The 26,274-nt window shown below is 64.8% G+C and carries 20 protein-coding genes and 1 pseudogene; 17 read left to right on the top strand and 4 right to left on the bottom strand.

Features of this window, described 5'->3' with window-relative positions; genetic code table 11:
• Nucleotides 1–26: 26 nt before the first annotated feature.
• Genes OKW40_RS07950 through map form a run of 3 tightly spaced genes read right to left on the bottom strand, consistent with a single transcriptional unit; the run spans nt 27 to nt 5,599 of the window.
• On the bottom strand, nt 27–2,174 hold the full coding sequence (locus tag OKW40_RS07950; protein ID WP_429489102.1) for a pseudouridine synthase: 2,148 nt from the start codon (nt 2,172–2,174) through the stop codon (nt 27–29).
• A gap of 6 nt (nt 2,175–2,180) precedes the next feature.
• Nucleotides 2,181–4,760: a [protein-PII] uridylyltransferase gene (locus tag OKW40_RS07945; protein WP_184056905.1), complete on the bottom strand. Its 2,580-nt coding sequence runs from the start codon at nt 4,758–4,760 to the stop codon at nt 2,181–2,183.
• Between the two features lie 29 nt (nt 4,761–4,789).
• Nucleotides 4,790–5,599: a type I methionyl aminopeptidase gene (map, locus tag OKW40_RS07940; protein WP_184056903.1), complete on the bottom strand. Its 810-nt coding sequence runs from the start codon at nt 5,597–5,599 to the stop codon at nt 4,790–4,792.
• A 554-nt stretch (nt 5,600–6,153) separates the two neighbouring features.
• On the opposite strand from map, the gene rpsB reads away from it, so the two are divergent.
• The 16 genes and pseudogenes from rpsB (at nt 6,154) to OKW40_RS07860 (ending at nt 22,436) form a co-directional block, all read left to right on the top strand.
• A complete protein-coding gene (gene rpsB / locus OKW40_RS07935; RefSeq protein ID WP_013089705.1) occupies nt 6,154–6,906 on the top strand; it encodes a 30S ribosomal protein S2 in 753 nt (250 codons plus the stop codon).
• Between the two features lie 218 nt (nt 6,907–7,124).
• Nucleotides 7,125–8,006 carry a translation elongation factor Ts gene (gene tsf, locus OKW40_RS07930; RefSeq protein ID WP_429489100.1) on the top strand — a complete coding sequence of 294 codons (882 nt, stop codon included), beginning with the start codon at nt 7,125–7,127 and terminating at the stop codon, nt 8,004–8,006.
• 222 nt (nt 8,007–8,228) lie between these two features.
• Nucleotides 8,229–8,942 carry a UMP kinase gene (gene pyrH, locus OKW40_RS07925; protein ID WP_090800588.1) on the top strand — a complete coding sequence of 238 codons (714 nt, stop codon included), beginning with the start codon at nt 8,229–8,231 and terminating at the stop codon, nt 8,940–8,942.
• A gap of 97 nt (nt 8,943–9,039) precedes the next feature.
• Nucleotides 9,040–9,600 (top strand): ribosome recycling factor, encoded by a 561-nt coding sequence (frr, locus tag OKW40_RS07920; RefSeq protein WP_090800586.1) that lies wholly within the window; start codon nt 9,040–9,042, stop codon nt 9,598–9,600.
• A gap of 62 nt (nt 9,601–9,662) precedes the next feature.
• Nucleotides 9,663–10,442 carry a polyprenyl diphosphate synthase gene (gene uppS / locus OKW40_RS07915; RefSeq protein WP_184022637.1) on the top strand — a complete coding sequence of 260 codons (780 nt, stop codon included), beginning with the start codon at nt 9,663–9,665 and terminating at the stop codon, nt 10,440–10,442.
• Nucleotides 10,436–11,257 carry a phosphatidate cytidylyltransferase gene (locus tag OKW40_RS07910; RefSeq protein WP_184056901.1) on the top strand — a complete coding sequence of 274 codons (822 nt, stop codon included), beginning with the start codon at nt 10,436–10,438 and terminating at the stop codon, nt 11,255–11,257. Before uppS ends, OKW40_RS07910 begins: the two co-directional genes overlap by 7 nt.
• Before the next feature lie 10 nt (nt 11,258–11,267).
• Nucleotides 11,268–12,473, top strand: coding sequence for a 1-deoxy-D-xylulose-5-phosphate reductoisomerase (locus OKW40_RS07905; RefSeq protein ID WP_184056899.1), 1,206 nt, complete (start codon nt 11,268–11,270; stop codon nt 12,471–12,473).
• Between the two features lie 7 nt (nt 12,474–12,480).
• Nucleotides 12,481–13,875, top strand: coding sequence for an RIP metalloprotease RseP (gene rseP / locus OKW40_RS07900; RefSeq protein ID WP_429355714.1), 1,395 nt, complete (start codon nt 12,481–12,483; stop codon nt 13,873–13,875).
• Nucleotides 13,876–13,942: 67 nt separating this feature from the next.
• A complete protein-coding gene (gene bamA / locus OKW40_RS07895) occupies nt 13,943–16,246 on the top strand; it encodes an outer membrane protein assembly factor BamA (protein WP_184056894.1) in 2,304 nt (767 codons plus the stop codon).
• Between the two features lie 89 nt (nt 16,247–16,335).
• On the top strand, nt 16,336–16,857 hold the full coding sequence (locus OKW40_RS07890) for an OmpH family outer membrane protein (protein ID WP_026225318.1): 522 nt from the start codon (nt 16,336–16,338) through the stop codon (nt 16,855–16,857).
• A 142-nt stretch (nt 16,858–16,999) separates the two neighbouring features.
• Nucleotides 17,000–18,112, top strand: a complete 1,113-nt coding sequence (gene lpxD / locus OKW40_RS07885) for a UDP-3-O-(3-hydroxymyristoyl)glucosamine N-acyltransferase (protein WP_090800579.1) — start codon at nt 17,000–17,002, stop codon at nt 18,110–18,112.
• A gap of 185 nt (nt 18,113–18,297) precedes the next feature.
• The gene (fabZ, locus tag OKW40_RS07880; RefSeq protein WP_006048683.1) at nt 18,298–18,762 is read left to right on the top strand and encodes a 3-hydroxyacyl-ACP dehydratase FabZ; all 465 of its coding nucleotides are present in this window, start codon (nt 18,298–18,300) and stop codon (nt 18,760–18,762) included.
• A gap of 84 nt (nt 18,763–18,846) precedes the next feature.
• Complete coding sequence (gene lpxA / locus OKW40_RS07875) at nt 18,847–19,635, top strand: acyl-ACP--UDP-N-acetylglucosamine O-acyltransferase (RefSeq protein ID WP_184056892.1); 789 nt, start codon at nt 18,847–18,849, stop codon at nt 19,633–19,635.
• Between the two features lie 3 nt (nt 19,636–19,638).
• Nucleotides 19,639–20,809: pseudogene (gene lpxB / locus OKW40_RS07870) on the top strand (lipid-A-disaccharide synthase).
• The gene (rnhB, locus tag OKW40_RS07865) at nt 20,806–21,555 is read left to right on the top strand and encodes a ribonuclease HII (RefSeq protein ID WP_090800573.1); all 750 of its coding nucleotides are present in this window, start codon (nt 20,806–20,808) and stop codon (nt 21,553–21,555) included. Before lpxB ends, rnhB begins: the two are co-directional and overlap by 4 nt.
• A 92-nt stretch (nt 21,556–21,647) precedes the next feature.
• Nucleotides 21,648–22,436: a TrmH family RNA methyltransferase gene (locus OKW40_RS07860; protein ID WP_429489096.1), complete on the top strand. Its 789-nt coding sequence runs from the start codon at nt 21,648–21,650 to the stop codon at nt 22,434–22,436.
• Nucleotides 22,437–22,494: 58 nt separating this feature from the next.
• Here OKW40_RS07860 and ppsR read toward each other — a convergent pair whose 3' ends face one another.
• On the bottom strand, nt 22,495–23,310 hold the full coding sequence (ppsR, locus tag OKW40_RS07855) for a posphoenolpyruvate synthetase regulatory kinase/phosphorylase PpsR (protein ID WP_090800570.1): 816 nt from the start codon (nt 23,308–23,310) through the stop codon (nt 22,495–22,497).
• A gap of 514 nt (nt 23,311–23,824) precedes the next feature.
• Here ppsR and ppsA point away from each other — a divergent pair.
• A complete protein-coding gene (ppsA, locus tag OKW40_RS07850) occupies nt 23,825–26,227 on the top strand; it encodes a phosphoenolpyruvate synthase (RefSeq protein WP_184056885.1) in 2,403 nt (800 codons plus the stop codon).
• Nucleotides 26,228–26,274 lie beyond the last annotated feature (47 nt).

Below are 26,274 nucleotides of genomic sequence, written 5' to 3'. Positions count from 1 at the left end.
CAGCAAGGAGGCACATTGGACGGACCTCAGAACGACTCGCCTTCCGACAGATAGCGCCACTGTCCCGGCGGCAGCGCGCCGAGCATCACCTGGCCCACGCGCACACGCTTCAGGCCCACCACCTCGAGACCGACCAGTTCGCACATGCGGCGAATCTGACGCTTCTTGCCTTCGCGCAGCACGAAACGCAGCTGCTCGCCGTTCTGCCAGCTGACCTGCGCGGGCTTCAGCGCGACGTCGTCGAGCGACAGGCCGTGGCGCAGCAGCGCGAGTTTTTCGGCCGGGAAATGGCTTTCGACGTCGACCGTATGATCGCCGTAGGCGACGCGCACCAGATACTCCTTGTCCACGTCCGAGTGACCGCCGATCAGTTGCTTCGCGATGCGGCCGTCCTGCGTCAGCACGAGCAGGCCCGTCGAATCGATGTCGAGACGCCCGGCCGGCGCGAGCTGACGCAGATGCGACGCCGAGAAGGGGATCCCCGAACGGTCGCCTTCCCAGCGATTCTCCGGCGTGACGAGCGTGATGGCCGGCTGATAGCCGTCCTCCGCCTGGCCCGACACGAGCCCGACCGGCTTGTGAACGATCACGGTCACCTGGCTCGACTGAAAGGCTTCGGCGGCCGGGTCGATGTCGATGCGCTGATCCGGGAACACCTTCGTGCCGAGCGTATCGACGCGCTCGCCGTCGACCATGACCCAGCCTTTCTCGATCCATTCGTCGGCCTCGCGACGCGAGCACAGGCCGAGCTTGGACATCAGCTTCGACAGACGCAGCATGCCCGGCGCGTCTTCACGATCGCGGCGGGGCGGGTGCGGGGTGTCGATGGTGGTGTCGACGGGGCGGGCGGTTGCTGATGCCGAGGCTCGCGGCTTGGCGGCGCGGGCTGGTCGGTCGTCGCCGAAGCGGCGGTTCGCGGCCGGCAACGTGTCGTCGAAGCCGCGCGCAGGGCGCTCGCGACGCTCGGTGCGTTCGCCGTAGCCGCCTTCTTTTGCCGGCTTCGCGAAGCTGCGCTCGCCACGCTCGCTTTCGAAGCGGCGCAAGGTGCTGTCGCTGCGCGCGCCTCGATCGCCACTGCGACGCTCCTGCGGCTCACCGCGATCGCTACCGAAGCGCGGACGGTCGGCGGCCTCGCGCTCCCGGCGCACCGGACGATCGCCACGCGCGCCGCCTTCCGACGGCCTGCCTGTGCCTGGACGCGGACCGCTGAACGGACGGCGTTCGCCGGCGTCGCGGCCCGGTGCGCGCTCACCAAAACTGCGCGGTGCGCGCTCGCCGCGCTCCGCATTGCCCTCGAAACGACGGGGTGCGCGTTCTGCACGCTCGCCGAATTCGCGCCGAGGAGCGCGTTCGCCACGCTCAGCGCTGCCTTCGAAACGACGCGGCGCGCGTTCAGTCCGTTCGCCGAATTCGCGCCGAGGAGCGCGTTCACCACGCTCAGCGTTGCCTTCGAAACGACGCGGCGCGCGTTCAGTCCGTTCGCCGAAATCGCGCCGAGGCCCGCGTTCGCCACGCTCAGCGCTGCCTTCGAGACGACGCGGCGCGCGTTCAGTCCGTTCGCCGAAATCGCGTCGAGGAGCGCGTTCGCCACGCTCAGCGCTGCCTTCGAGACGACGCGGCGCGCGTTCAGTCCGTTCGCCGAAATCGCGCCGAGGCCCGCGTTCACCGCGCTCAGCGCTGCCTTCGAGACGACGCGGCGCGCGTTCAGTCCGTTCGCCGAAATCGCGCCGAGGCCCGCGTTCGCCACGCTCAGCGCTGCCTTCGAGACGACGCGGCGCGCGTTCAGTCCGTTCGCCGAAATCGCGCCGAGGCGCCCGTTCGCCACGCTCGGCGCCGCCCTCAAAACGACGCGGCGCGCGTTCTCCGCGCTCGCCTCGCTGAGCCGCACCTTCGAAGCGGCGCGGTGCGCCCGCGGCAGCCGCGCCCCGTTCGCGCACGTCCGACCCTTCGGCACGCGGCGCGCGTGCACCGGCGCCCGCCGGCTTCGCACCGACCGGCCGCTTCGCGCGACCACCCGTCGATGCCGCGCCTTCACGCTTCGCGCCGGCCTCGGCCTCGAATGGCTTCGGCCGCGCTGGACGGGTCGGCTTACGCGCCGACGCGCTGCCGGGGCGGACAGGGGCGCGTTCGGACGCCGCCGGCCGCGGATGCTTCGCTGTTAATTTGATTCGCATGAAATCTCACATTGCGATCGCGCGCAGTAGTTCGGTCTCGACCTGAATTTGCAGGCGGTTGTCCGACAGGCTGTGTCCTTCGAGCAGAAACACGTCCTCGACGCGTTCGCCGAGCGTATTGATCCGCGCCGAGGCGACGCCGACCCGGTGCTCAGCCAGCACGCGCGCGATCGAATAAAGAAGGCCCGGCCGGTCGTTCGCCGACACGGACAGGATGTAGTATTGGCCGCGCTCATCGGCCCGCAGGTCGACGCGCGGCGTAATGGGGAAGGTGCGCGACAGCCGTGACAGCCGGCCCTTCGACGGTCCCGGCAGCAAGGTGCCGTGGCCCCCGAGGCGCGCGGTCAGCTCCTGCTCGACCAGATTGGCGATGTCGCGATAGTGCACGTCCTCTTCGGTGTGCGCGACGAGGAAGTTGTCGAGCGCGTAGCCGTGACGCGTCGTACTGACGCGCGCATCGAGCACCGACAGGCCGTTGCGGTCGAAATACGCGCAGATGCCCGCGAACAGATCGGGCTGGTCCTTCACGTAGACAAGCACCTGCAGCGCCTCGCCGATCGGCGACGGCCGCGCGCGTACGAGCGGCGTCGGCGTTTCGACGTGGCGGTACAGCACGCGCGTCTGCCACGCGATGTCCGCCGCGTCGTGACGCAGGAAATAGCCGACGTCCAGCTTGTCCCACAGCGCCCGTTGCGCGCCTTCCGGCACGGTTTCGAGACGCAGCAGCGCGAGCGCCTCTTCCTGGCGCGACTTCAGCTCGGAATGCGCGTCCGGCTGGGCACCGCCAAGCACGGCGAGCGTGGTCCGGTAGAGGTCTTCGAGCAGCTTGCCTTTCCACGTGTTCCAGACCTTCGGGCTGGTGCCGCGGATGTCGGCGACGGTCAGCAGATAGAGCGCGGTCAGGCGGCGCTCGGTGCCGACCAGCTCGGCGAAGCGCTTGATCACTTCAGGGTCGCTCGTGTCCTGCTTCTGCGCGACCTGACTCATCGTCAGATGCTGCTGCACGAGCCACACGACCAGCTCGCCATCCTCGCCTTCGATGCCGTGCTGGCGGCAGAAGCGGCGTGCGTCGGCCATGCCCAGCGTGGAATGATCGCCGCCGCGGCCCTTCGCGATGTCATGAAACAGCGCGGCCACGTACAGCACCCACGGCCGGTCGAAGTTGACGATCAACTGACTGCAGAACGGGTATTCGTGCGCATGCTCGGCGACCGCGAAGCGGCGCAGATTGCGCAGCACCATCAGGATGTGCTGATCGACCGTGAACACGTGGTACAGGTCGTGCTGCATCTGCCCGACGATGCGCCGGAAATTCAGCAGATAACGCCCGAGCACGCTCGTCTGGTTCATCAACCGGAACGCATGCGTGATACCGGCCGGCTGCTTCAGGATTTCCATGAAGAGCCGGCGATTTTCCGGATCGCGCCGCCAGTGCTGGTCCATCACGTCGCGGGCGTTGTAGATCGCGCGCAGCGTGCGCGCCGACAGTCCCTTCACGCCGGGGGTGCGCTCGTATAGCAGGAACGCCTCGAGGATCGCATTCGGCTCGCGCTGGAACACGTCGTCGGAGGCGATTTCGAGCATGCCCTGCTTTTCGACGAAGCGATCCGACAGCACGCGCGTGATGCCGCTCGTGCTCGGAAACAGCTGCGCCTCGATGTTCTGGATCAGGATCGTCGCGAGTTGCGTGACCGCTTTCGCGGCCCAGTAGTAGCGGCGCATCAGCTGCTCGCTCGCGCGCTTGGTCGCGGTCGGCTTGAGGCCGAAGCTTTCCGCGACCGGCGTCTGCAGGTCGAACACCAGGATGTCCTGGCGGCGCCCGGCGATCACGTGCAGCCGCGCACGCAGCGACTTCAGAAAGCCTTCGTTGTGGCGCAGCTCGCGCGCCTCGCGCTCGGTGATGAGTCCGCGTGCTTCGAGTTCGCGCCAGCTGCTGCCGAAGCCGGCCGCCTGTGTGATCCACAGGATCAGCTGCAGGTCGCGCAGCCCGCCCGGGCTTTCCTTGATGTTCGGCTCGAGCGCGTAGGGCGTGTCCTGAAACTTCGCGTGACGCTGGCGCATTTCGAGCACCTTCGCCTGGAAGAACGCCTTCGGGTCGAGCGCCGCACGGTAGCGCCGGGCGAAATCGTCGAACAGTGCGGTGCTGCCGGTGATGCGGCGCGCTTCCAGCAGCGAGGTACGCACCGTGACGTCGTTGGCCGCTTCCTCGATGCATTGCGACACGCTGCGCACGCTGCTGCCGAGTTCCAGCCCGAGATCCCACGCGAGACTGATGAAGCGCTCGATGCGCGCGTCCAGATGCTCGAGCCGCGCGTCGGGCAACAGCACCAGGATGTCGATGTCGGAGTGCGGCGCGAGTTCGCCGCGCCCATAGCCGCCAACCGCGACCAGCGCGAGGTCGTCGGGCAGCTCGCAGGTGTCCCAGGCGGCGCGCAGCGAATGGTCCGTGGCGCGCGCGAGGGCGGCCATCAACGCGTCGACGTTGGTGGACGTTCGGAAGCGTTCCAGCAACTGGGCTTTGGCCACTTTGTAGTCCGCCTTGAGCGACGAGGCATGGGAGGGGGCGACGGCTGGAACGCTACTCATTGGCAGGAAGGCGGTGTGGTCGGAATCGGTCAGGCCGTGGCCGCGACCACGGGCGGACGCGCCGGCGTGCCGGCCGACACGGTCAGCACGTCGTGGCCGGTCTCGGTGACGAGCACCGTGTGCTCCCACTGCGCGGACAGGCTGCGGTCCTTGGTCTTGACGGTCCACTGGTCGGGCATCGTGCGGATGTCACGGCGGCCGGCGTTGATCATCGGCTCGATCGTGAAGATCATACCGGCCTGCAGTTCGAACCCGGTGCCGGGGCGACCGTAGTGCAGGATCTGCGGATCTTCGTGGAATACGGTGCCGATGCCGTGTCCGCAATATTCGCGCACCACGCTGTAGCCGAGGCCTTCGGCGTGCTTCTGGATCGCATAGCCGATGTCGCCGAGATGCGCGCCGGGTCGCACCTGGTCGATGCCGAGCCACATGCATTCGAAAGTGGCTTGCACGAGGCGCTTTGCCATGATCGACCCTTCGCCGACGATGAACATGCGGCTCGTGTCGCCGAAATAGCCGTCCTTGATCACGGTGATGTCGATGTTCAGCGCGTCGCCGGTTTTGAGCGCCTTGTCGCCCGGAATGCCGTGGCAGATCACGTCGTTGACGGAAATGCAGGTGGCTTTCGGGTAGGGCGGGTAGCCGGGCGGCTGATAATTCAGCGGCGCGGGGACCGTGCCCTGGTCCTTCAGCATGTATTCGTGACACAGACGGTCGAGCTCGCCAGTGGTGACGCCGGCCTTGACGAACGGCGTGATGTAGTCGAGCACTTCGCTCGCGAGCCGGCAGGCGACGCGCATCTTCGCGATATCGTCTTCGTTTTTGATGGTGATAGCCATGGTTTCCTCGGAAGCCTTGCTGGATAAGGCCTGCTGGGTGTTGCGGTGGCCGGGCGGAGGGGCGTCTGCCGGGCACGGAATGCCGGTCGATCCTTAATGCCCCCCGCGCGTGGCGGAATCGAGCCATTTTACAGCAGTGGGGGCCGGGTCGTTGCGCTGGATCGGGCGGCAATGGGCGAAAAGCGCCAGAATCGGCAAATTGGCGGCCCAAAGGACGCCAGGCCGGGCTTCGGGCCCGGCGGCGCGGTCCCGTGCGTAGGACCATCGGCCGGTGGTCGGGCCGGTTGAGTCAGCCGGTCCTCGCGTGCTATACTCTTTGGCTAAGTCGGTCCTAGTCCGCTTTTATTCGCGAGTCCGAAATTCGCGCATGGCAGCTGGGCGGAGCGGCTTCTCGCGGCACTCCGGTTGTTGGGTGTCGTGAGTGAGAGAAAGTCGTGTCAGGCAACCAATTCGCAAGCCGGCGCACCCAGGGTGTCGTCGCGTTCCAGCCAAGGTAGAGGCGGGCGCGGCCGATACGGCAGCCGGTTTAAGACCCAACCCTCGTGGAGAATTTCATGGCAGTTACGATGCGTCAAATGCTGGAAGCAGGTGTCCATTTCGGTCACCAGACCCGCTTCTGGAACCCGAAGATGGCCCCCTTCATTTTCGGTCATCGCAACAAGATTCACATCATCAACCTCGAAAAGACGCTGCCGATGTACAACGACGCGCTGAAGTACGCGCGTCAGCTGGCATCGAACCGCGGCACGATCCTGTTCGTCGGTACGAAGCGTCAATCGCGTGACACGATCGCCCAGGAAGCGCAGCGCGCTGGTATGCCGTTCGTGAACGCGCGCTGGCTCGGCGGCATGCTGACCAACTTCAAGACGCTGAAGGTTTCGATCAAGCGCCTGAAGGACATGGAAGCGGCGCTGGAAGCCGGTGAAACCGAGCGCATGAGCAAGAAGGAAGCGCTTCTGTTCGAACGTGAAATGGCCAAGCTGCAGAAGTCGATCGGCGGCGTGAAGGACATGGGCGGCATTCCGGACGCGATCTTCGTGGTTGACGTCGGCTACCACAAGATTGCCGTGACCGAAGCAAACAAGCTCGGCATTCCGGTCATCGCCGTGGTCGATACGAACCACTCGCCGGAAGGTGTGGACTACGTGATCCCGGGTAACGACGACGCCAGCAAGGCCGTCGCCCTGTACGCGGCTGGCGTGGCCGATGCGATCCTCGAAGGCCGTGCCAACGCGGTCAACGAAGTGGTCCAGGCTGCGCGTGGCGGCGACGGCGACGAGTTCGTCGAGGTCAACCCGGAAGCGTAAGGCTGCCCAGTGTCCGGCATAAAAGGGGGCTTTCTACAGGCCCCCTTTTTTTAAGTCGCGACGTCTATGACAGTTGTTGTAACGGGCATCTGGCAGAGTGCTCGGGGCGACGTGAGGCGCGTCGCTCGCAAAAAATACGCGAAAACGCTGAAACGAATTCCTGTCGCCGGCATCGAAATGCGGGCGGCGTGTGACAGACAGAACTCAAGGAGCAAATGATGGCGGCAATTACCGCAAGCATGGTTGCAGAACTGCGCGCGAAGACCGACGCGCCGATGATGGAATGCAAGAAGGCGCTGACGGAAGCCGACGGCGATCTGGCGCGCGCTGAAGAACTGCTGCGCGTGAAGCTCGGCAACAAGGCGACCAAGGCGGCATCGCGCGTGACGGCCGAAGGTGTCGTCGCATCGTTCATCAACGGCAACGCTGGTTCGCTCGTCGAGCTGAACTGCGAAACCGACTTCGTCTCGAAGAACGACGACTTCCTCGCGTTCTCGAAGAAGATCGCCGAACTCATCGCGACGCAAAACCCGGCTGACGTCGCGGCGCTGTCAGCCCTGCCGCTCGACGGCCAAACCGTCGACGCAGTGCGCCTCGCGCTGGTCGGCAAGATCGGCGAAAACCTGTCGATCCGCCGTTTCGTGCGCTTCGACACCGCGAACAAGCTGGCGGCGTACCTGCACGGCACGCGCATCGGCGTGCTGGTCGAGTACACCGGCGCGGACGAACAGGTCGGCAAGGACGTGGCGATGCACATCGCTGCGATGAAGCCGGTCTCGCTGTCGTCGGACGACGTGCCGGCGGACCTGATCGCCAAGGAACGCAGCATCGCTGAACAGAAGGCCGCCGAATCGGGCAAGCCAGCTGAAATCGTTGCCAAGATGGTCGACGGCACCGTGCAGAAGTACCTGAAGGAAGTGTCGCTGCTGAACCAGACGTTCGTGAAGAACGACAAGCAGACGATCGAGCAGATGCTGAAGGCGGGCAACTCGAGCGTGCAGAAGTTCGCGCTGTTCGTGGTCGGCGAAGGCATCGAGAAGAAGCAGGACGACTTCGCAGCGGAAGTGGCCGCCCAGGTCGCTGCTGCAAAGCAACAATAAGCGTTACCCAAGCTTCACCGCCGTACCGTTTGGACCCGCGGCGAGGCAAGACCTCGCCGCGGTCGGCGGCGCCGCAAGGCCGCGCACGAGTTGACCCTCGCCGCGCGGCCGCCGCTGGCGAACCTCAGGGTTCGCCAATTTGGCGGTGCTTGCCCGAATCAGCATTTCACCCCTACATTAGTCCCTTGTTGTTGCCCTGTTCTGCGCGATCTGGATACCCCTATGCCCACTGCCTATAAACGCGTCCTGCTCAAACTCTCCGGTGAAGCTCTGATGGGCGACGATGCCTTCGGCATCAATCGCGGAACCATCGAACGAATGGTGGCGGACGTGGCCGAAGTGGTCCGTCTCGGAACGCAACTGGCCGTGGTGATCGGCGGCGGCAATATTTTTCGCGGCGTCGCGGGCGGTGCGGCGGGTATGGACCGCGCAACGGCCGACTACATGGGTATGCTCGCCACGATGATGAACGCGCTGGCGCTGCAGGACGCGATGCGTCACGCCGGCATCGAGGCGCGCGTGCAATCGGCGCTGCGCATGGACCAGGTCGTCGAGCCGTACATCCGGCCCCGCGCGATCCGCCAGCTCGAGGAAGGCAAGGTCGTGATCTTCGCGGCCGGCACCGGCAACCCGTTCTTCACGACCGACACGGCCGCTGCATTGCGCGGCGCGGAAATCGGCGCGGAAGTGGTGCTGAAGGCGACCAAGGTGGACGGCGTCTATTCGGCCGATCCGAAGAAGGATTCGAGCGCGACCCGCTACAGCACGATCAGCTTCGATGAGGCAATCGGCCGCAATCTGCAGGTGATGGACGCGACGGCTTTCGCTCTGTGCCGCGACCAGAAGCTGCCGATCCGCGTGTTTTCGATCGTCAAACCCGGTGCGCTCAAGCGCATCGTGCTAGGCGAGGACGAGGGCACCCTCGTCCACGTGTAAACTTCGTTTACATTACGTGGGCTTTGACGCGAGCCCGGGCCGCCGCATCGCGCGTGCCGGGCGGCTCGCACCGTTTTGAAGGTTCGGAGGTTTAAAAATGTCTGTGGCTGATATCAGGAAGGGCGCTGAACAGAAGATGCAGCGCTCCATCGACGCGTTCAGGAACGACCTGTCGAAGATCCGCACGGGCCGTGCGCACACGGGCCTGCTCGATCATATCCAGTGCGACTACTATGGCTCGCCGGTGCCGATTTCGCAGGTCGCGAACCTGACGCTGATCGACGCGCGCACGATCGGCGTGCAGCCGTGGGAAAAGAAGATGGTCCAGGTCGTCGAAAAGGCGATCCGCGAGTCGGATCTCGGTCTGAACCCAGCTACCCATGGCGATGTGATCCGCGTACCGATGCCCGCGTTGACTGAAGAGCGTCGCCGCGAGCTGACCAAGGTCGTTCGCAGCGAAGCCGAAACGGCCAAGGTGGCCGTGCGCAACCTGCGCCGCGACGCCAACGAGCAACTGAAGAAGCTCGTCAAGGACAAGGAAATCTCGGAAGACGACGAGCGTCGTGCCGGTGACGACGTCCAGAAGCTGACGGACAAGTTCGTCGCCGAAATCGACAAGCTCGTCACAACGAAAGAAGCCGAGATCATGACGGTCTGACGCCGTTCGGCTCAGCACCTTCTGATTTCCACTTCTTTACTGGCATTACTGTCCCGACGGCCATGACCTATACCAGCTCAACCGTGCGCGTGCCTGAAGTCGCCGCGGTGCCGCGACATATCGCGATCATCATGGATGGCAACGGCCGTTGGGCCACGCAGCGGCGTCTGCCCCGCGTGGCGGGCCATACGCGCGGCGTCGACGCGGTGCGGGCGGCCGTCGAGGCGTGCGCGCGGCGGGGCGTCGAATATCTGACGCTGTTCGCGTTCAGCTCGGAGAACTGGCGCCGTCCGAACGAGGAGGTATCGTTCCTGATGCGCCTGTTCGTCACCGCGCTCGAGCGCGAGATCGGCAAGCTGCACGCGAACGGGATCCGTTTGCGCGTGGTCGGCGATCTCGAGCGTTTCGACGACAAGATCCGCGATCTGATCAAGCGCGCGGAAACCAAGACCGCGCGCAACACCCGTCTCACGCTGACCATCGCCGCGAACTACGGCGGGCGCTGGGACATCATGCAGGCCACCCGCAAGCTCGTCGAGCAAGCGGCGGCGGGCAAGCCGGTCGAGGTCAACGAGGACGCGTTCGCCGAGCACCTGTCGATGGCCTACGCACCCGAGCCGGACCTGTTCATCCGCACCGGCGGCGAGCGCCGCGTCAGCAACTTCCTGCTGTGGCAGCTTGCCTACACCGAGTTCTATTTCACCGACACGTTCTGGCCGGATTTCGACGCCGACGCGCTCGGTCACGCCATCGCTTCGTACACGGAGCGGGAACGCCGCTTCGGCCGCACCAGTGCTCAGCTCGAGCCGCAATCGCAGAACGTCGATTCGCTTCCATGCTAAAAACCCGTGTCATCACGGCGATCGTGTTGCTGGCAGTGTTCCTGCCTGTCACGCTGTTCGCGCCTGTCGGCGCATTCGGCGCGCTGATCGCTTTCGTCGTCGTGTTCGCAGCGTGGGAGTGGGCGCGCCTGCTGAAGCTCGGTGGCGCGGGTCCGGTGCTGTACGCGCTCGTCGCGGCACTCGGACTCGTCACCAGTACGCGGGTGGGCATCGGCACCGAGCCTGCGCGGCCGTTCTTCCAGGCGGCGGCGATTTTCTGGGTGATCGCCGGTCCATTCGTGCTGCTGCGCAAGCCCGTGCTCGCGCAGGGCGCGTGGCGCGCGTTTCTGTTTCTTGCCGGAATCGTCGGTTTCATCGCGTGCTGGCATGCTCTCGTCGCCGCGCGCATGCAGGGTGTGCCGTTCGTGCTGTCGCTGCTGCTATTGGTATGGCTCGCCGATATCGGCGCATACTTCTCCGGGAAGGCATTTGGCAAGCACAAGCTGGCGCCAGCGATCAGTCCGGGTAAAACCTGGGAGGGGGCGATCGGCGGCTGGCTGCTGGTCATGATCGTCGCGGCCGCGGCGATCTTTTTGCACGCGTTCGAGCCGACCCTGTATTCTGCGCTGCTGGCGCAACTGGGTGCGCTGCGCACGGTGCTCGCGCTGACCCTGCTGGTGGTTTTCAGCGTGGTCGGTGATCTGTTCGAATCGCTGATGAAACGTCAGGCCGGCGTCAAAGACTCGAGCGGCCTGTTGCCGGGGCACGGCGGCGTGCTCGATCGCATCGACGCGTTGTTGCCGGTGCTGCCGCTCGCCATGCTGCTGCTCGGCTAGAGAAAGAGATATGCAAAAACGTCTGACATTGCTCGGTTCTACGGGCTCGATTGGAGACAGTACGCTCGACGTGGTCGCGCGTCATCCCGAGCGGTTTTCGATTTACGCGCTGAGCGCGCATCGCAACGGCGACAAGCTCGTCGGGCAATGCCTGCGGTTCGCGCCCGAAGTGGCGGTGGTCGGCGACGCCGACACGGCCGCGAAGGTCGCCGCGAAGCTGCGCGAAGCGGGCAGCAAGACCGAGGTCACGTACGGGCCGCAGGCGCTCGTCGACGTCGCGAAGAGCGAGGGCTGCGACACGGTGGTCGCGGCGATCGTCGGCGCGGCCGGTCTCGCGCCGAGCCTTGCCGCGGCGCGCGCCGGCAAGCGTATCCTGCTCGCGAACAAGGAAGCGCTGGTGATGTCCGGCGCGATCTTCATGGACGCGGTGCGCGACCACGGCGCGGTGCTGCTGCCGGTCGACAGCGAACACAACGCGATTTTCCAATGCCTGCCGCGTGAAGCGTCGCTGCATGGCGGCGTTTCAAAGATCATCCTGACCGCATCGGGCGGCCCGTTCCGCACGCGCGAACCGGCCACGCTCGTCGACGTGACGCCTGACGAAGCCTGCAAGCATCCGAACTGGGTGATGGGCCGCAAGATCTCGGTCGACTCGGCCACGATGATGAACAAGGGCCTCGAAGTGATCGAGGCGCACTGGCTGTTCAACCTGCCCGGCGAGCGCATCGAGGTGCTGATCCATCCGCAGAGCGTGATTCATTCGCTGGTGTCGTACGCGGACGGTTCGGTGCTCGCGCAGCTCGGCAACCCCGACATGCGCACGCCGATCGCGCACGCGCTCGCGTTTCCGGATCGCGTCGATTCCGGAGTCGCGCAGCTCGATCTCGCGGAGATCGCGTCGCTGTCGTTCGAAAAACCCGACTACGCGCGCTTCCCGTGCCTCGCGCTCGCCATGAAGGCGCTTGCGGAAGGCGGCGTCGCGAGCGCGGCGTTGAACGCCGCGAACGAGATCGCGGTGGAGGCATTTCTCGCGCGCCGCATCGGCTTCATGGCGATTGCCGAGGCGGTCGACTCGGTGCTGAACGCGTTGCCGAACCGCAGCGCGCACGCGCTCGACGACGTCATCGAAGCGGACGCCGCCGCGCGCCGAGCTGCTACCGAATTCATCGCGCGTCTGCCTGACGGCGCCCGTCGCACGGAACGCGCCGTCCAGTGAGGCGTTTATGAATCTGCTGATCGAACTGCTCGCTTTCGCGGTTGCGATTGGCGTACTCGTGGTAGTCCACGAGTACGGGCACTACAGCGTCGCGCGTCTGTGCGGCGTGAAGGTGCTGCGCTTCTCGATCGGCTTCGGCAAGCCGCTCGTTCAGTGGGTCAGTCCGAAGACGGGCACCGAGTGGACGATTGCCGCGCTGCCGCTCGGCGGCTACGTGAAGATGCTCGACGAGCGCGAGACCGGCCCCGGTTCGATTCCCGAAGCGGATCTGCCGCATGCGTTCAACCGCCAGTCGGTGTGGCGGCGCTTCGCGATCGTCGCGGCCGGTCCGGTCGCGAATTTCCTGCTCGCGATCGTGCTGTTCGCGCTCGTGTTCGCAACTGGCGTGACCGAACCGGCCGCCGTGATCGCGACACCCGCGCCGAACACGCCGGCCGCGCTGGCGGGCTTCGAGGGCGGCGAGACCATCGTCGGTGTGCGCACCGGCCATAGCGATGAGACCGAGCCGGTGCGGTCGTGGTCGGATCTGCGCTGGAAACTGCTCGGCGCCGCGTTCGATCAGCAGCGCGTCGTGCTCAGTGCAAAAGACGCGCACGGCACGTCCGATTTTCCGATGGACCTGCGCGGCCTCGGCGAGAAAGACGTCGACGACGATCTGATGTCGCGCCTCGGCTTCGAGCCCGGCGGCGGCAAGCTGACGGTGGCGGGCGTGCAGGCGGGCAGCGCCGCGCAAAAGGCGGGGCTCGTCGCCGGCGACCGGCTGCGCGCGATCAACGGCACGCCGACCGATAATGCCTCGGCCTTCATCGCTTTTGTAAAATCGCACGCCGGCGTGCCGGTCACGCTGCGGGTGGAGCGCGGGGGCCGTGGCGGTCATGCGGCGGGCGCGCTCGAAGAAATCACCATCGTGCCGCAACTGCAGCGCGATGCGGCGAGCGGGCAGCAGATCGGCCGCATCGGCGCGGAGCTGGCGACCCAGGTGCCGTCGATCGACGTGCGCTACGGGCCGCTCGAGAGCCTCCACCTCGGCGCGCGCCGTACCTGGGATCTCGCGGTGTACTCGGTCAGGATGTTCGGCCGGATGATCGTCGGCGAGGCATCGCTGAAGAATCTGTCCGGTCCGGTGACGATCGCCGACTACGCGGGAAAGAGCGCACGTCTGGGTCCTGCCGCGTTTCTGTCGTTCCTGGCCCTTGTCAGCATTAGCCTCGGCGTGCTGAACCTGCTACCAATTCCGGTATTGGATGGGGGTCATCTGTTATATTATTTGGTTGAAGCTGTGACCGGTAAAGTTGTCTCCGATCGCTGGCAACTCGTTTTTCAGAGGGCGGGGCTTGCCTGCATCGTCGCGTTGTCGGCGATTGCGCTGTTCAACGATCTGGCTCGTTTAATCCATTTTTAAAGTGTCCGGCGGCGTTCACGAGGGCGGCCGCCAGGCCTGATGCAGCTATACATACTGGGGAAGCACGTTGTTCAAACCTCATCGCTTTGGTCCAAAGACGGTTGTAGCCGCGGCGTTCGCCGCGCATGGGCTGGTTGCTCACGCAACGACGCCCTTCGTGGTGCAAGACATTCGCATTGAGGGATTGCAACGCGTCGAACCGGGCACGGTGTTCGCGTACCTGCCCATCAAGCAAGGCGATACCTTTTCCGACGACAAGGCGTCCGAAGCGATTCGCGCGCTGTACGCGACGGGCTTCTTCAACGACGTCAAGATCGCGACCGAAGGCAACGTGGTGATCGTGCAGGTGCAAGAGCGCCCGGCCATCGGCACGATCGACTTCGCCGGTATCCACGAGTTCGACAAGGACAACCTGATCAAGGCGCTGCGCGCGGTCGGGCTGTCGCAAGGTCGCTACTACGACAAGGCCCTCGTCGACAAGGCCGAGCAGGAACTGAAGCGCCAGTATCTGACGCGCGGTTTTTACGCGGCCGAAGTCACCACGACGATCACGCCGATCGACCGCAACCGCGTCGGCATCCTGTTCTCGGTGGCCGAAGGTCCGAGCGCGAAGATCCGTCAGATCAACTTCATCGGCAACAAGACATTCAGCACCGGCACGTTGCGCGACGAAATGCAGCTGTCCACGCCGAACTGGTTCTCGTGGTACACGAAGAACGACCTGTACGCGAAAGACAAGCTCACCGGCGACCTCGAGAACGTCCGCTCGTACTACCTGAACCGCGGCTATCTCGAGTTCAGCATCGAATCGACCCAGGTGTCGATTTCGCCGGACAAGAAGGACATGTACCTGACGGTCACGCTGCATGAAGGTCAGCCGTACACGATTTCGAACATCCGCCTCGCCGGCAATCTGCTCGACCGCGAAGCGGAACTGAAGAAGCTGATCAAGATCAAGCCGGGCGACCGCTTCTCGGCCGAAAAGCTGCAGGCCACCACGAAGGCGATCGTCGACAAGCTCGGCGAGTACGGCTACGCGTTCGCGACCGTCAATGCACAGCCGCAGATCGACCAGAACAACCACACCGTCGACCTGACGCTTCAGGTCGACCCGAGCCGTCGCGTGTACGTGCGCCGCATCAACGTGGTCGGCAACACGCGCACGCGCGACGAAGTGGTGCGCCGCGAAATGCGCCAGCTCGAAAGCTCGTGGTTCGATTCGAACCGCCTCGCGCTGTCGAAGGACCGTATCAACCGTCTCGGCTACTTCACCGACGTCGACGTGACCACGGTACCGGTCGAAGGCACGCCCGACCAGGTCGACATCGACGTGAAGGTCGCCGAAAAACCGACCGGCGCGATCACGCTTGGCGCGGGCTTCTCATCGACGGACAAGGTGGTGCTGTCGGCGGGTATCTCGCAGGACAACGTGTTCGGCTCCGGCACGAGCCTCTCGGTGAACATCAATACCGCGAAGACGTACCGTACGCTGACGGTCACGCAGGTCGACCCGTACTTCACGGTGGACGGCATCAAGCGGATCACCGACGTCTACTACCGCACGTACCAGCCGCTGTACTATTCGACCGATTCGAGCTTCAAGATCGTCACGATTGGCGGTGACCTGAAGTTCGGCATTCCGTTCTCCGAAGTCGACACGGTGTTTTTCGGCGTCGGTTTCGAGCAGAACCAGCTCGACATCGACTCGAATACGCCGCAAAGCTATATCGACTACGTGAACCAGTTCGGCCGCGTGTCGAACAACGTACCGCTGACGGTCGGTTGGTCGCGCGACGCGCGTGACAGCGCGCTGGTGCCGAGCCGCGGCTACTTCACGCAGGCGAACGCCGAGTACGGCACGCCGATCGGGGGCACGCAGTACTACAAGGCCGACATCAACGCGCAGTACTATTACTCGTTCGCGCGTGGCTTCGTGCTGGGCTTCAACTTCCAGGGCGGCTACGGTAACGGCCTCGGCGGCAAGCCTTATCCGATCTTCAAGAACTACTTCGCCGGCGGTATCGGTTCGGTGCGCGGCTACGAGCCGAGCTCGCTCGGTCCGCGAGACGCGAAGACCAACGACCCGATCGGCGGCTCGAAGCTGCTCGTCGGCAATATCGAGCTCACGTTCCCACTGCCGGGCACGGGCTACGATCGCACGCTGCGTGTGTTCACGTTCCTCGACGCCGGTAACGTGTGGGGAACGGAAGGTAACAGCATCGGCGCAAATGGCCTGCGTTACGGCTACGGTGTGGGTCTCGCGTGGATCTCGCCGATCGGCCCGCTCAAGTTGAGCCTGGGCTTCCCGCTCACGAAGCACACTGGCGACCAGTACCAGAAGTTCCAGTTCCAGATCGGGACGGCGTTCTGATCGGGCGGCGGGTGTTCCCGGCGGCCGGCATTGCCGGCGGCCGGCTGCGGCGGCGGACCCGGCCAAACTACAGTATCGAGAGGATGACTTTGCTAACCGGTATGTTTTCGAAACGTGTAGCGTGCGCATTGGCGCTGGCAATGACCCTCGGGGTCGGCATGGCGCACGCGCAGGAGGCGAGGATCGCCGCGGTGAATTCCGACCGCATCCTGCGCGAATCGGCGGCGGCGAAAGCCGCGCAGCTGAAGCTCGAGGCCGAATTCGCGAAGCGGGACAAGGATCTCGCCGACATGGCGCAAAAGCTCAAGTCGATGTCCGATGCACTCGACAAGAATGGCGCGACAATGTCGGCGACCGATCGCGCGCAAAAGCAGCGCGACCTGTCGCAGCTCGACTCGGACTTCCAACGCAAGCAGCGTGAGTTCCGCGAAGACCTGAACCAGCGCCGCAACGAGGAACTCGCGGCGGTGCTCGATCGCGCGAACAAGGTCATCAAGCAGATCGCCGAAACGCAGCACTACGATCTGATCGTCCAGGAAGCGGTGTACGTGAGCCCGCGCATCGATATCACCGACCAGGTGCTGAAGGCACTTGCGGCATCGGGCAACTGAGGGCAACTAAGGGCAATGAGGGCGACTGAGGGCGGCGCACGGTCGCCCCGCACGCCTCGGCGCGCGCCCTCGCAATGATTTGAATGGGACCAGAGTAAGCGCTAAAGCGCCAACTCTGGTCGACATTGGAGACAGGATAGGCATGGCATTTACGCTCGAGGACATCGTCCAGCGGTTCGGCGGTGAAGTAGTCGGTAACGGGGCGCAGCGCGTGAGCAGTCTTGCGCCGCTCGACCAGGCCGGCCCGGACCAGTTGGCGTTCCTCGCCAATCCGAAGTATCTGTCGCAGGTCGAAACGACCCGCGCCGGCGCAGTGCTGATCAATGCCGGCGACCTTGCGAAGCTCGCCTCGCGCGAAGCTCGAAACTTCATCGTCACGCCGAATCCCTACGCTTACTTTGCGCGCATCGCGCAAACCTTCATCGACCTGGCCGCGCCGAGGGCGGTCCCCGGCGTGCATCCGAGCGCAACCATCGATCCTTCCGCCCAGGTCGCCGCGAGCGCGGTGATCGGTCCGCGTGTCACCGTGGAAGCGGGCGCAGTGATCGGCGAGCACGCGCGGCTCGACGCCAACGTCGTAATCGGCCGCGGCACCCGCGTCGGGGCGAACTCACATCTGTATCCGAACGTGACCGTGTACCACGGCTGCAAGCTCGGCGAGCGCGTGATCGTCCACGCGGGCGCGGTGATCGGCTCGGACGGCTTCGGCTTCGCGCCCGACTTCGTCGGCGAGGGCGACGCACGCACCGGCAGTTGGGTCAAGATTCCCCAGGTCGGCGGCGTGTCGATCGCGAACGACGTCGAAATCGGCGCGAACACCACGATCGACCGCGGCGCGATGGCCGACACGATCATCGAGGAGTGCGTGAAGATCGACAACCTCGTGCAGATCGGCCACAACTGCAAGGTCGGCGCCTACACGGTGATCGCGGGCTGCGCGGGCATCGCGGGCAGCACGACCATCGGCCGTCATTGCATGATCGGCGGCGCGGTCGGCATTGCCGGACACGTGACGCTCGCCGATTACGTGATCGTCACCGCAAAGTCGGGCGTGTCGAAGTCGCTGCTGAAGCCCGGCATGTACACGAGCGCGTTCCCGGCCGTGAACCACGCGGACTGGAACAAAAGCGCCGCGCTGCTGCGCAATATCGACAAGCTTCGCGATCGCATCAAAGCGCTGGAGAACGCCACCGTCGACAAAGCCGGCAATGCCACTGACGGCGCCGCAGGTCAACCCGCAGGCAACAAGATCTGACAGTTATCCCGGCGACCCATCGGCACCGCGTAAAATACTGGTCGAGCATCGTGAAGCAAAGCCGGTGGCCGTGACCGGGTGGCACGACCACCGGTCATCAGAGGCGCCGGTCGTGCGCGTTTTCAACCCACCTGCACCAGCATCCGCAGTCATCATCGCGCAGTCAATGCGTGAGCAGAAACACCATGAGCACCGAAAAAATCAATCTCGACATTCATAAGATTCTCACGCTGCTGCCGCATCGTTATCCGATCCTGCTGGTCGACCGGGTGCTCGAACTCGAACCGCACAAGAGCATCAAAGCGTTGAAGAACGTGTCGATCAATGAGCCGTATTTCCAGGGACATTTCCCGACGCGGCCGGTGATGCCAGGCGTGCTGATCCTCGAAGCCCTCGCGCAGACCGCGGCGCTGCTGACGTTCTCGGAAGAGCCGAGCGATCCGTCGAACACGCTGTACCTGTTCGTCGGCATCGACAACGCGCGCTTCAAGCGCGTGGTGGAACCGGGCGATCAGCTGATCCTGAACTGCACGTTCGAGCGTCACATGCGCGGCATCTGGAAGTTCAAGGCGCGCGCCGAAGTGGATGGCGTCGTCGCGGCGGAAGCCGATCTGATGTGCGCGGTGCGCCACACGGACAAAGACGCGTAAAGCCCGCGTCGGGGCAGGTCGCGGCGCGGCGGCCCTGACGGCAAGGCCATCCACACAACGCAACAGAATCAGAAGCGAGGACGCATGAGCAGGATCCATCCCACCGCGATCATCGAAGCGGGCGCGCAGCTGGACGAATCCGTCGAAGTCGGGCCCTATGCGGTGATCGGCGCACACGTGACGATCGGTGCGCGCAGCACGGTCGGCTCGCACAGCGTGATCGAAGGCTATACCACGCTCGGCGAAGACAACCGCATCGGCCATTACGCATCGGTCGGCGGACGTCCGCAGGACATGAAGTACCAGGACGAGCCGACCAGGCTCGTGATCGGCAACCGCAACATGATCCGCGAGTTCACGACGATCCACACCGGCACGGTGCAGGACGCGGGCGTCACCACGCTCGGCGACGACAACTGGATCATGGCCTACGTGCACATCGGTCACGACTGCCACGTCGGCAACAACGTGATCCTGTCGAGCAACGCGCAGATGGCCGGTCACGTGACGATCGGCGACTACGCGATCATCGGCGGCATGTCGGGCGTGCATCAGTTCGTGCGCATCGGTGCGCATTCGATGCTCGGCGGCGCGTCGGCGCTCGTGCAGGACGTGCCGCCGTATGTGATCGCCGCGGGCAACAAGGCCGAGCCGCACGGCATCAACGTCGAAGGGCTGCGTCGCCGCGGCTTCTCGGCCGACGCGATCTCGGTGCTGCGCACCGCGTATCGCGTGCTGTACAAGAACGGCCTGTCGCTCGAAGAAGCGAAGGTGCAACTGAAGGAACTCGGTTCGGCCGGCGGTGACGGCGACGCCCCGGTGCAGACGCTGCTCGCGTTCGTCGAAGCGTCGCAGCGCGGCATCATCCGCTAACCGATGACGTTGCAACCCAGTCCGCTGCGCGTCGCGATGGTGGCCGGCGAGCCGTCCGGCGACCTGCTCGCCGCGTCGCTGCTCGACGGCCTCGCCAGCCGGTTGCCGGCCGCCACGCAGTACTACGGCATCGGCGGTCCGCGCATGATCGCCGCGGGCTTCGACGCCCACTGGCCGATGGAAAAAGCTGACGGTGCGCGGCTATGTCGAAGCACTGCGGCACATTCCTGAAATCCTCGGTATCCGCAATGAGCTCAAGCGTCAGTTGCTCGCCGAACCGCCGTCCGTGTTCGTCGGCGTCGACGCGCCCGACTTCAATTTCGGGCTCGAGCACGCACTGCGCGACGCCGGCATTCCGACCGTGCACTTCGTTTGCCCGTCCATCTGGGCGTGGCGTGGCGGGCGCATCAAGAAGATCGCCAAGGCCGTCGACCACATGCTGTGCGTGTTCCCGTTCGAAACCGCGCTGCTCGAAAAGGCGGGTGTCGCGGCGTCGTACGTCGGGCATCCGCTGGCCGATCAGATCCCGCTCGAACCCGACACCCTCGGTGCGCGCCGCGCACTCGGTCTCGCGGAAAGCGGGCCGGTGATCGCGGTGCTGCCGGGCAGCCGGCGCTCCGAGATCGACCTGATCGGCCCGACGTTCTTCGCGGCGATGGAGATGATGCAGCACCAGGAGCCCAGCGTGCGCTTCGTGATGCCGGCGGCGACGCCCGCGTTGCGTGCGCTGCTGCAGCCGCTCGTCGATGCGCATCCGGGCCTCGCGCTGACCATCACCGAAGGCCAGTCGCAACTCGCGATGACCGCCGCCGACGCGATTCTCGTGAAGAGCGGCACCGTCACGCTCGAAGCCGCGCTGCTGAAAAAGCCGATGGTGATTTCGTACAAGGTGCCCTGGCTGACCGGGCAGATCATGCGCCGCCAGGGCTATCTGCCGTACGTCGGCCTGCCGAACATCCTGGCCGGGCGTTTCGTGGTGCCGGAGATCCTGCAGCACTTCGCGACGCCGCAGGCGCTCGCCGAGGCGACGCTGAAACAGTTGCGCGACGAGGCGAACCGGCGCACGCTGAAGGAAATCTTCACGGAGATGCATCACGTGCTGAAGCAGAACACCGCGCAGCGCGCGGCCGAAGTCGTGGCGAGCGTCGTCGAGCAGCGGGCGGGGCGGCCATGACCGCCGCGGGCGCGCCTCGCCGGAAGATCGCGGCCACCGTTCGGGTAGTGGCGCAAGCCGGCCTGAACTTCGAGAGCGCCGACGACATCGTCTGCGGCGTCGACGAGGCAGGGCGCGGACCGCTGGCCGGTCCGGTCGTCGCGGCGGCGGTGATTTTCGATCCCGCCAAACCGATGATCCGTGGCCTCGACGATTCGAAGGTGCTGAGCGCACTCAAGCGTGAAGCGCTGTACGACAAGATCGTCGAGCGTGCGCTCGCGTACTGCGTCGCGTCGGCGACAGTCGAGGAAATCGATTCGCTGAACATCCTGCACGCCACCATGCTCGCGATGAAGCGCGCGGTCGAGGGCCTGTCGGTCGTGCCGACGCTCGTGAAGATCGACGGCAACCGTTGCCCGACGCTCAGCATCCGTAGCGAGGCGGTGATTGGCGGCGACGCGCTCGTGAAGAGCATCTCGGCGGCGTCGATTCTCGCGAAGGTCACGCGCGACCGCATGCTGGTCGAACTGCACCAGGCGTATCCGATGTACGGCTTCGACGCGCATGCCGGTTATGGCACGCCGCAGCATCTCGCGGCGCTGCGCGAGCATGGGCCGTGCGAGCATCATCGGCGATCGTTCGCGCCGGTGCGCGAAGCGCATTTGAGGTTCGGCACTGGCGTGCCGTTGCCGTCGGCGGACGCCGTCATCGTGGCCGACGCGCTGCTGCTCGACGACGATGCGTTCGGCGAAGCCGGCTTCGCGTGACCGACCCCATCAGCGCGGCTCGAGCGCGCTCCGCGCTTGCGTGCCGTTGATTGCCGCTGATTCCTTTTCCCTTCTCACCGCCTTCGCTGCCTGTGAAAGCCATCACCTCGCGGGACAATCCGCTCTACAAGCGCCTGAAGGCACTGGCCGGCTCGACGCATCAACAGCGCCGCAGCGGCCACGCGCTGCTCGAGGGCTTCCATCTCGCGAGCACGTATCTCGACGTCGCAGGTCAGCCGGAGCTATGCGTCGTCACCGACGGCGCGTTGGGTCACGACGAAGCGCAGGCGATCGTGTCACGGATCGACGAGCATCGGCTCGTGACGCTGCCGGATGCGTTGTTCGGACAGTTGTCGAATGTCGTGCATGGGGTCGGGATTCTGCTGCTCGTCGAGAAGCTCGACGCACCGCTGCCCGAGCGCCTCGAGCAAAACTGTCTCGTGCTCGACGGCGTGCAGGACGCGGGCAACGTCGGCTCGATTCTGCGCAGCGCAGCGGCTGCGGGTATCGAGCACGTGTTCTGCGCGCCGGGCACCGCATACGCGTGGTCGTCGAAGGTGCTGCGTTCCGGGATGGGCGCGCACTTCCTGTTGCAGATTCATGAGGATGTCGAAGCGCGTGCGCTGATCGAACGGCTCGCGGTACCGATCGTCATCACCGATTCGCACGGTGCCGAAGCGATCTATGACAGCGACCTGAGCAGGCCGCTCGCGTGGGTGTTCGGCAACGAAGGGGCGGGCGTGTCGCAGGCGTGGCGCGATGCCGTGTCGTTGCGGGTGACGATTCCGCAGCCCGGCGGTATGGAGTCGCTGAACGTGGCGGCCGCGGCGGCGGTCTGCGTGTTCGAGCAGTGCCGGCAGCAGCGCGGGCGCAAAAAGTAGACTTAAGTGGCGTTGCGAGGGCTCTGGCCCGGCAACGCAACGCCTGCTCGGCCATCCCTCAATACGACGGCCGATCCAGCTTGATCTCCTGCAGGATCGTCGTCGCGATTTCCTCGATCGACTTGTGCGTCGACGACAGCCACTTGATCCCCTCGCGCCGCATCATCGTTTCGGCTTCGTTGATCTCATAGCGACAGTTTTCCGGCGCCGCATACTTGCTGCCCGGCCGCCGCTCGTTACGGATCTCCGACAGCCGCTGCGGATCGATCGACAACCCGAACATCTTCTGTCGATGCTCGCGTAGCGGCGTCGGCAGTTTGCCGCGTTCGAAATCTTCGGGAATCAGCGGATAGTTCGCCGCTTTCACGCCGTACTGCATCGCCAGGTAAAGGCTCGTCGGCGTCTTGCCGCTGCGCGACACGCCGACGAGGATCACGTCGGCGTCTGCGAGATTGCGATTCGATTGACCGTCGTCGTGCGCGAGCGAGAAATTGATTGCCTCGATCCGGTTCTTGTACTCCTCGGTGTCCGCGTTCTGGTGGCCGCGCCCCATCGCGTGGCTCGACTTCAGTTCCAGTTCCTGCTCGAGCGGCTCGACGAAGGTCTGGAACATGTCGAGCACGAGCGCGTTCGAACCCTTCACGATCTGATTCGACGAGCTATCGACGAGCGTGGTGAACACGATCGGTCGACGGCCGTCCTGCACGACCGCTTCGTTGATCTTTTCGAGCGTTGCGTAGGCCTTCTCGGTCGAGTCGACGAAAGGCACGCGAACCAGGCGGAATTTCTGGTCGAACTGGGAGAGGATCGAATGCGCGAAGGTTTCGGCAGTAATCCCGGTACCGTCTGAGACGATGAATACGGTGGGCGGCATCAGAGGAGTTGTGAACGTGAAAGGCAAATGAGCCGGAAAGCGCGAGCGCGACAACGCGCTCGAATCAAACCGCGCGGCGGCGGGCGCGCCACGCTCGCGTCCCGCGCGGGCGGTCCCGCAAAAGCCCGCTGGCTCGGTCGGCGCGCGATTCGAGGCGCAATTCTCGACCGACTGCCACATTTCAGGAGTCGGCACGGTAGAATAGCGGCAACCTGTTGGATAAGCAATTGCAGGCGATTGGCCGCTAACTTGCCGCGAACGGTCGTTCAACGTCACGTTATCTAATGTCAATATGCGTTGAACGCGACAAATCGAGCGGTAAGTCCGCTCAACCGCGTTCTTCGGTGCTCCGCCTCGTGCGCCACGGCCGGCGCGCCATGCAACGCATCTCCGCCGTCCAGGCGATTGCTTATCTAACAGGTTGTGCAAGACACGGGGTCGAGGCTTCCAATGCGCTGCCCGTGTTCAAGCCCACTTGCACAGTCGTGAATTTCTTTCACACTTAGGGGCTTGTATGACTAACGCAGTTACCGTCGCAAAGGACAAGGCGTATGTAGTTCCGTTCGAGCAGTTGCGGATGACCGACGTGGAGATCGTCGGCGGCAAGAACGCGTCGCTGGGCGAGATGATCAGCCAGCTCGCCGAAGCCGGCGTGCGCGTGCCGACCGGCTTCGCGACCACCGCGCTCGCGTTCCGTGACTTCCTGCAGCACAACGATCTGACCGAGCGCATCGCCAAACGTCTCGAGACGCTCGACGTCGACGACGTGAAGGCGCTCGCCGAAGCGGGCAAGGAGATCCGTCAATGGATCGTCGACGCGCCGCTGCAGCCGCAGCTCGAGGCTGACATTCGCGCGGGGTTCGACACGCTGCAACAGAGCTCGCCCGAGGAGCTGTCGTTTGCCGTGCGTTCATCCGCGACCGCGGAAGACCTGCCGGACGCATCGTTCGCCGGTCAGCAGGAAAGCTACCTGAACGTGGTCGGCATCGACGACGTGCTTGATCGCATGAAGCACGTGTTCGCGTCGCTGTATAACGACCGCGCCATCTCCTATCGCGTCCACAAGGGCTTCACGCATGCTGAAGTCGCGTTGTCGGCGGGCGTGCAGCGCATGGTGCGTTCGGACGTCGGCGCCGCGGGCGTGATGTTCACGCTGGACACCGAATCGGGCTTCAAGGACGCCGTCTTCATCACGTCGAGCTATGGCCTCGGCGAAACCGTCGTGCAGGGCGCGGTGAATCCGGACGAGTTCTACGTGTTCAAGACCACGCTCGCGCAGGGCAAGTACCCAATCATTCGCCGCTCGATCGGCTCGAAGCTGATCAAGATGGAGTTCACGAAGCCGGGCGAGCCGGGCCGCGTGAAGACCGTCGACGTCGCGCACGAACAGCGCAACCGCTTCTCGATCACCGACGAAGACGTGATCGAGCTCGCGAAGTACGCGGTGATCATCGAGAAGCACTACCAGCGTCCGATGGACATCGAGTGGGGCAAGGACGGCCGCGACGGCAAGATTTTCATCCTGCAGGCGCGTCCGGAAACGGTGAAGAGCCAGGGCGGCGGCAAGGCCGAGCAGCGCTTCAAGCTGAAGGGCCAGTCGAACGTGCTGGCAACGGGCCGCGCGATCGGTCAGAAGATCGGCGCGGGTCCGGTGCGCGTGGTCCACGACCCGTCGGAGATGGACCGCGTGCAGCCGGGCGACGTGCTCGTCGCCGACATGACCGATCCGAACTGGGAGCCGGTCATGAAGCGTGCGTCGGCAATCGTCACGAACCGTGGCGGCCGCACCTGCCATGCGGCGATCATCGCGCGTGAGCTGGGCGTGCCGGCCGTGGTCGGCTGCGGCGACGCGACCGACGTGCTGAAGGACGGCGCACTCGTCACCGTGTCGTGCGCTGAAGGCGACGAAGGCAAGATCTACGACGGCCTGCTCGAAACCGAAGTCACCGAAGTGCAGCGCGGCGAACTGCCGCCGATTCCGGTGAAGATCATGATGAACGTCGGCAATCCGCAGCTCGCATTCGACTTCTCGCAACTGCCGAACGCAGGTGTGGGTCTCGCGCGGCTCGAGTTCATCATCAACAACAACATCGGCGTGCACCCGAAGGCGATCCTCGAGTACCCGAACGTCGATCAGGACCTGAAGAAGGCGGTCGAAAGCGTCGCGCGCGGTCACGCGTCGCCGCGCGCGTTCTACGTCGACAAGCTGACCGAAGGTATCGCAACGATCGCGGCGGCGTTCTATCCGAAGCCCGTCATCGTGCGTCTGTCGGACTTCAAGTCGAACGAGTACAAGAAGCTGATCGGTGGCTCGCGCTACGAGCCGGACGAGGAAAACCCGATGCTGGGTTTCCGCGGCGCGTCGCGCTATATCGCGGAAGACTTCGCCGAGGCGTTCCAGATGGAATGCATCGCGCTGAAGAAGGTGCGTGAAGAGATGGGCCTCGACAACGTCGAGATCATGGTGCCGTTCGTGCGTACGTTGAAGCAGGCGGAGCGCGTGGTCGGGCTGCTCGCGAAGTTCGGCCTGAAGCGCGGCGAGAAGGGCCTGCGTCTGATCATGATGTGCGAAGTGCCGACGAACGCGATCCTCGCGGAAGAGTTCCTGCAGTACTTCGACGGATTCTCGATCGGCTCGAACGACCTGACGCAGCTCACGCTCGGCCTCGACCGCGACTCGGGCATGGAGCTGCTCGCGGTCGATTTCGACGAGCGTGATCCAGCGGTCAAGTTCCTGCTCAAGCGCGCGATCGAAACCTGTCTGCGTCTCGACAAGTACGTCGGTATCTGCGGCCAGGGGCCGTCGGATCATCCGGACTTCGCGCAATGGCTGACTGACGAAGGCATCAAGTCGATCTCGCTCAACCCCGACACGATCATCGATACGTGGCAGCAGCTGGCAAAGGCGAAGCAGTAACTCGCGAGGTATCAAATGCCGCTTTCGCAGGCGGCATTCGGCACGCG

Origin of the sequence: Paraburkholderia sp. RAU6.4a (genome assembly GCF_050435625.1) — a bacterium.
In the GTDB taxonomy this organism is placed as follows: Bacteria; Pseudomonadota; Gammaproteobacteria; order Burkholderiales; family Burkholderiaceae; genus Paraburkholderia; species Paraburkholderia tuberum.
This window is presented reverse-complemented; position numbering and strand designations above follow the sequence as displayed.